Raw genomic sequence first — 7,941 nt, 5'->3', positions numbered from 1 at the left:
ACTGTGCGACTGCTGTCCATCCCTATTACGGCATCTTCGCGGCCATGTCCTTCCAAGCCTATCACCACCTGTTGCTGCCCGCTCCACTCACATAATGTCCATGCCAATGCTGCCAGCAACAGATCATTGATTTCTGTATGATATACACGCGGCACTTCCTGTAATAATTTTTGCGTCGCACCTGATTGCAGCCTCACCACATAGCTATTCATATCCCGGAAACACACCGGACCTTCATAGATGCGGTCCACCGGCAATGAACGATATTGCTTTATAATTCCTTCCCAGTAATGCAGTTGTTTACTAATGCGAGGGCGCTGTCCATATGCTATCAAGCCCTCCTGCCATTGCCGGTACGAATGACCTTTAATTCCCAGCAACACCTCCCCCCCGGACTGGATACCCTCCAGCAACAACGACAGGTCTTCCACCAATATCCGYCACGACACACCGTCTATAGCCAGATGGTGTACCACCAGCAACAGCCGGTGTTGCTGCTCGTTTCCAGGCGTTTCAAACAATACCACCCGCACCAGGTCCCCCCTAAGTATATCCAGACTTCCCTGGTAATAATCGGACCGTACGGCAATAACATCCGTCAGATCCGGAAGACTTACTTCCGACACATCTTCTCTAAACAGCACTCCTCCAGCCGTTCCGTAGGCTTGTTCCCAGCAATCAACATCCTGATGGTAATGGAAACGAAGCGCGTCGTGCCGCTGTAACAACTGCTGCAGTGCCGACTCCAGCACCGCCGGACTTATTTCTTTAGACAGCCCGAATAAAATGCTTTGGTTAAAATGTGATATGGATGGCTGCTCCTGCTCCAGCCACCACCGCTGGATAGGCGATAATCCACTCCGGCCCGAAAGCAGTCCCTGCTCAGCATTACCTTCTTCTCTTCCCTGTTCCTGTAGCACCACCGCTAAACCTTCTATCGTTTGTTGAACAAACAAATCCCGGGGACGCAGGTTGTATCCTGAACGACGGGCACGGCTCACGACCTGAATCGAAATAATTGAATCTCCACCCAGTTCAAAAAAATTATCGTATATCCCTACACGTTGTACTCCGAGCAATTCCTCCCAGATTCCTGCCAATGTTGCTTCCGCCACACTGCGTGGCGCCACATATTGGTGCTGTAGCAGTTCTGACATATCCGGATCCGGCAACCCTTTCCGGTCTACTTTCCCATTAGGTGTCAAAGGCAGTGCATTCAGTTCTACCCAGAGCCCTGGCACCATATACTCAGGCAAACGATCTTTCAGATAACTGATGATACCTGATCTGCTAAAAGTTTCTACTGTTACTACGTAACCCACCAGGCGCATGTTACCTGCACTATCTCTACGTGCCATCACCACTGCCTGGCTTACCTGACCACTTTGTTGCAGGACGTACTCAATTTCACCCGGCTCAATACGATGACCACGTACCTTCACTTGCTCGTCTTTTCTGCCCAGGTATTCTATATTTCCATCCGGCAGCCAGCGACCAAGGTCCCCCGTTTTATACATCCGGCCTCCATATGCTTTGCTGTAAGGATTTGTTACAAATTTTTCTGCTGTCAGCGCTTCCCTATGCCAGTAGCCTCTTGCCAGCCCCGCACCACCGATGCAGATCTCTCCGGCTACTCCAACCGGTTGCAGATTACTCCCTTCTTTGGCGATATATATTTGAACGTTATCAAGCGGTTTTCCTATGACTACCAATCCGTCATCTCTCAGTGGCTGTGTAGACATAACTGCACCGACTGTATTTTCCGTTGGGCCATACCCATTGATTAATTTAATCCCCCGTTGCAATATCGCTTCCCCCTCTTTCACATTCATCGCTTCACCTACAGATACAATTGTCTTTAAATAACGTAATCCTTCTTTCACCTGCGATTGATAACTGGGAGGCAGCACCACTAATTCCACTTGCTGCCTGTTAAGAATATCCAGAAAAACGGCAGGGTCCAGTATTGCCTCTTTATCAGAGAGTACCAACCGGCCCCCCTGAAGCAGCGCACAGAATATTTCATGACTGGCCGCATCAAAGCCAAAAGAGGCAAATTGAAATAAACGAATTCCACGATGCAGCGACAACGGTGCCACCTGACCATATATCAGGTTCACAACACTTTTATGTTCTACCAATACTCCTTTAGGCCTGCCTGTTGAACCTGATGTATAAATAACATACGCCAGCTGATCCGGCCGGAGTGCCACCTGTACCGAAGTTGTTTTTTCCGCGCTGATATTCTCCCAGTCTTCATCCAGGCTCACCACCTGACAGCTGGCCTTGACAGGCAATCTGGACCGGCAGGTCGTACTGCTCACAACAATCCCTGCTCCAGTATCATCCAGCATATATCCAATCCTGTCTGTAGGATATTCAGGATCTATAGGTACATATGCGCCTCCTGCCTTCAAAACACCTAACATCCCAACCAGCATATCTATGCTCCGCTCAATATAAACCGGCACCAACATCTCTTCACATACACCCTGTTTTCTTAAATAATGCCCTAACTGATTACTGCGCTCATTCAGCTCCCTATACGTTAATTCCTTTATACCCCGGATGGAATCAAATACAACCGCAATGTCTTCCGGTATGCTCCAGGCCTGCTCCTCAAACAAATCCACCAATGTTTTATCTGTTGGATAAGGAACATCCCCTCTGTTAAATGCTGATAACAGTTGTAATTCTTCCGCTGGCAAAATGGTATTACTATTCATTACATCGTGGTAATGATGCTGGTAGGCTGCTATAACATTACTAAAATACTGCCATAGCGTATCTAAAGATTTCCCCGACCTGAGTTGTTTTCTGAGGCATAACTCTATCACCAGCGAGCCATTCGTTATATTCACAACGCAATCCAGCAAAGTATTGTCCGACTGGTAATTCAAATGATCACCCTCTTTAGTAGTAAGCTGCGCGATATCTAAAGCACCCTTTTCCAGTTGCTCAATAACATGGAAGTTTACAAAAGCAAACAACACATCGAAGAACGGATTTTCATTGAAAGATCCCTCTTCTGCTATCCTCGTTATTTCTACCAGCGTTGTATTATCCCTTTTTTTAAGAGACACCAGTTTATGTTCTATGTCCTCAAAAAATGTCTTCCAGGTATAACTATGCTGACCGCTATGAAACCTGAAAGGAATCGTATTTAAAAAACACCCCAATATCTTATCGCCATCATCCACAACAGGCCGGTTATTAGACACTAATCCAATAGTCAGTTCCTCTTCATACGTAAGCATACTCAAGGCATATAAAAAGCTTCCCAGGAACAAACTCTTAAGAGAAATATGATCTCTTCTGCTACGCTCCTGCAACGTCTGCAGTAAGCCTGCATCCAGTTTCCTAATCAGCTTTTTATCCTCACGTTCTTTGGAAAAAATATCCAGTCGCTTATAACCATTCATCTCATTTTTCCAGAACACCTTATTATCATTCCATTCTTTTGCAATGATTTCCTGGATGATAAAGTCTTTATAAGACCCCGCCAACGGAAGTAAAAATGCCTGCGCCTCCCCTTCCAACAATTTCAGATAGAGATTATTTAGTTCCACAATAAAGGATGCCTGACTCCATCCGTCAAGCAGCGCATGATGAAACTGGAAGGTGAGCACAGCATAATTTTCAAAACTGAAAACGGATACGCGCCAAAGATTTGCATCGGCTATGTCAAAACTTTTTTTCCGCTCACCAAGCAAATAGAGTTGAAGATAGTCTGTTGCTGCTTTATCATCCAGTGGTACCTCCCTAAAATCTACTTTAACCGGAACAGACTTATAAACCACCTGAAGTCCCTCCGTATGAATGTTCAGATTAAACGACGTTCTTAATATGGCATGTTTTTTCACCAACATCTCCAACGCTTTTTCCAGCAGGCATATGTCCGGCTTTTCTGAGAACTTATAAGTAAACTGATTATGATATACCGCTAACTCCGTATTGATGAGTGAAGCATACAACATCCCGCTCTGGATATCACTCATAGGGTAAATATCTTCCACATCCTGTGGGTTGGGCAGGCGGGCAATCTTTAATTTTTTAAGTGCATTTAGTTGTTCTCTTACCACATTATATGCACCTGTTTCATCAGCGCTTACCGACAGGTTGTTGCCTGCCAATATTACCAACTCCCTTATGGTTCCTGATTGATATACATCAAATACGCCTATACTTTTATTAAACTGTCTGCGTATTTTGCTTACCAGCGCGATTACCCTGACAGAATCTCCTCCCAGTCTAAAGAAGTTATCGTCAACGCCTACACGCTCAACACCTAAAACTTCCTGCCAGATATTACACAATACTTTTTCTGCTTCATTACGCGGAGCGATATACGCTGCCCCTGCCTGTACTGATACATCCGGATCCGGCAATGCTTTGCGATTCACCTTTCCATTCGGTGTCAGCGGCAACTGCTCCAGCTGCACCCACAACGCAGGGACCATGTACTCTGGTAGCAGGGCTTTCAGATACGCTATTATCTGCTCCTGCTCAAATACTCCTTTCACCACTACATATCCCACCAACCGCTTATTGCCTATACTATCCGTATGAGCGGATACTACCGCATGACTCACCAAATCACTCTGCTGCAACACACTTTCTATCTCGCCCAACTCAATCCGGTAACCCCGGATCTTCACCTGCTCATCGATACGGCCCAAACATGCAATATTCCCATCCGGTAACCAGCGACCAAGGTCGCCAGTTCTGTACATCAGTTGATTTTTATGATAGGGATTCACGATAAATCTTTCTGCTGTCAATTCCCCCCGATTCCAATACCCACGGGCCAATCCGRCCCCWCCAAYACAGATCTCCCCAACAACRCCAACCGGATTTARCCGGCATTCCGCATCCACAATATATATTTGCGTATTAGCAATCGGACGCCCAATACTTATTTTATTCTTTGTTGATAATGCCGCCATYGTTGACCAGATGGTGGTTTCTGTGGGGCCGTACATATTCCATACCACCCCTCTGACTGTCAACGCTTCCTTCAGGTCTTCCTTCAATGCTTCTCCTCCTACCAGCATCTTTACCCCRGATGTATTTTCCCATCCACTGTTCAATAACATTTGCCAACCAGATGGAGTGGCCTGCATATAATCAGGGCGGTGTTGTGCGATTTCGGCAGACARCCGGAATCCATCACTTCCTGTTTCCCGGCTCGCCAGGATRACCTTCCCGCCTGTAATAACCGGCAGGTATAATTCCAAATACGAGATATCAAAGCTATAGGTMGTCACAGATAACAGACTGTTACCCGCCGTAAATCCTATTTCCCGGCCAACGCCTGTTAAAAAATTCGTCAGACTCTGGTGCTCAATCATCACCCCCTTCGGTCTGCCGGTTGATCCTGATGTATAAATCACATATGCCAGCTGACCAGGGCTGACCTYCAYTCTTWGCCTGCTSACTTCTGTGACAACAGGGATCTCCTCCATTATCACCACGTAGCAACCTTCCGGCAGCGGCAATATATCCCGGCAAACAGCGCTGCACACAACAATTGCGGCGCCGCTGTCTTCCAGCATATAACGGATCCCACTCCGCTCTATACAAACCGGCACCAGCGTCTCTGCCTGTACGCCCAGCCTTCTTAAATAATACGCTAATTGATTACTCCGTTCATGCAGAGCGGCATAAGTAACCTCCTCATCTCCGAATACCAGTGCAATCCCATCCGGTGTTTTCTCCACCTGCTCTTCAAACAGATCCAATAATGTTTTATCCGGATAAGTAATAGCCGTATCGTTAAACGTTACGAGCAACTGAGCCTCTTCCGATGTAGTCAACAACTGCAATGCACCCACCTTGCTGCATTCTTTCATCACCACCTGTTTAAGCACTTGCTTAAAATGGCCATGGATCATCTGCACATCYCGGGTGTCCAGCAAACTGCTGTTATAACTAAAATGAATATGGATCTCGCCTGAGGCAATGATGGTAATACTCAAAGGATAGTTTGTATGCTCCGTCATCTGCATACTTTCTATCTGTAATACCCGACGTGCTGACACTTCTTTGTTAAGTGGATAATTCTCAAAAACCAACAAGCTGTCAAACAGGTCACCTCTAATGCCCGTCCATCGTTGAATAGCACTTAACCTCGTATACTGATATTCACGACAACTCAACTGCTCCTGCTGTATACCTGACAACCACGTGTCTATCGACTGATCCTCCGCAATCCGGGTATGTAGCGGGAGCGTATTGATATACAGCCCAACCCGACTCTCTACTTCGGGCAACCCTTCCGGACGACCGGAAACTGTTACGCCATAGGTCACCGCATTACTACCGGTATAACGCGACAACAGATAACTCCAAACACCCTGCATCACCGTGTTAACTGTTAACCGATGATCCTGCGCATAATGCGCTACAGCGGACGTTAACGTGGCATCCAACACGAGGGTTTCTCTTTTATAAACACCTACCCCTTTATTGCGGTCCGCTACCGACCCGATAAATGGTAGCAGATTACCATCTGTAATTCCCGACAGATAACCGCGCCAGTACTGTTCTTCCTTCTCTTTATGGTGATCCTGCAGGTAACGGATATAATCTTCGTATTTGTCTACTTTGGTTACTACGCCATTTTCTCCCCTGATGAATGACTCATACGTGTTCAATAGCTTCTCTACCAACACCTGCACTGACCAGCCATCCAGCAGTATATGATGATAGGTCCAGATCATCCGCCACCGGTCATCGTCTAACCTTAATAGTGTAAGCCGCATCAACGGCGCTGACTCCATATCAAATACCTTCTGCCGATCCTGCTGCTCATAGACTGCTACTGCAGCCATACGCCCGTTTTCCTCCAGCTCCCGGTAATCCACTATAGTTACCGGGAGTCTTACCTCGCGGTAAACACATTGCACGGGCACGCGAAAACGGTCGTGATAAAACCCGCTCCGAAGTATGCTATGATGTCTGACCAGCTCTTCCCAGCTTTTGATCAGTATATCTACTTCTATTCCCACCACATCACTACTGATTTGTTCTATATAAGCAAAAGACGCCGCACTATATAACCCATGGAACAGCATCCCCTCCTGTAATCCACTTAAACGATACAGGCCTTCTATCTGATCGCGCCGGGGCATGCCTGCTGATAACTCCGACAAAAAAGCCTTTAGCTCTTCGCCCTCCAATTCGATTTCCTCATCCCATTGCCTGGAGGTCAACAATCTATTTTCCCCATACAATGGTCCCGACTCTCGCTCCTGCATGGCAGCACTGAGCCTCATGATTGTCTGGTAGGTGAACAGGTCACCCGAATGCAACTCATAGCCCAAACGCAGGGCACGACTCACCACCTGAATCGAAATAATTGAATCACCACCCAGTCTAAAGAAGTTATCGTCAACACCTACACGCCCAACACCCAATACTTCCTGCCAGATATTACACAATACTTTTTCTGCTTCATTACGCGGAGCGATATACGTTGCCCCTGCCTGTACTGATACATCCGGATCCGGCAATGCTTTGCGATCCACCTTTCCATTCGGTGTCAGCGGCAACTGCTCCAGCTCCACCCACAATGCAGGAACCATGTACTCTGGTAACAGGGCTTTCAGATACGCTATTGTCTGCTCCTGCTCAAATACTCCTTTCACCACTACATACCCCACCAACCGCTTATTGCCTATACTATCCGTGTGAGCGGATACTACCGCATGACTCACCAAATCACTCTGCTGCAATACACTTTCTATCTCGCCCAACTCAATCCGGTAACCACGGATCTTCACCTGCTCATCGATACGGCCCAAACATGCAATGTTCCCATCCGGTAACCAGCGACCAAGGTCGCCAGTTCTGTACATCAGTTGATTTTTATGATAGGGATTCACGATAAATCTTTCTGCTGTCAATTCCCCCCGATTCCAATACCCACGGGCCAATCCG

At 46.9% G+C, this 7,941-nt stretch carries 1 protein-coding gene; it reads right to left on the bottom strand.

Features of this window, described 5'->3' with window-relative positions; genetic code table 11:
- The coding region (locus AC1DP6_RS36190) for an amino acid adenylation domain-containing protein (RefSeq protein WP_477059263.1) at nt 1-7,886 on the bottom strand (7,886 nt) is incomplete at its 3' end.
- Nucleotides 7,887-7,941: the final 55 nt, after the last annotated feature.

The sequence above is a fragment of the Chitinophaga sp. 01L420 genome, assembly GCF_056399985.1.
This window is presented reverse-complemented; position numbering and strand designations above follow the sequence as displayed.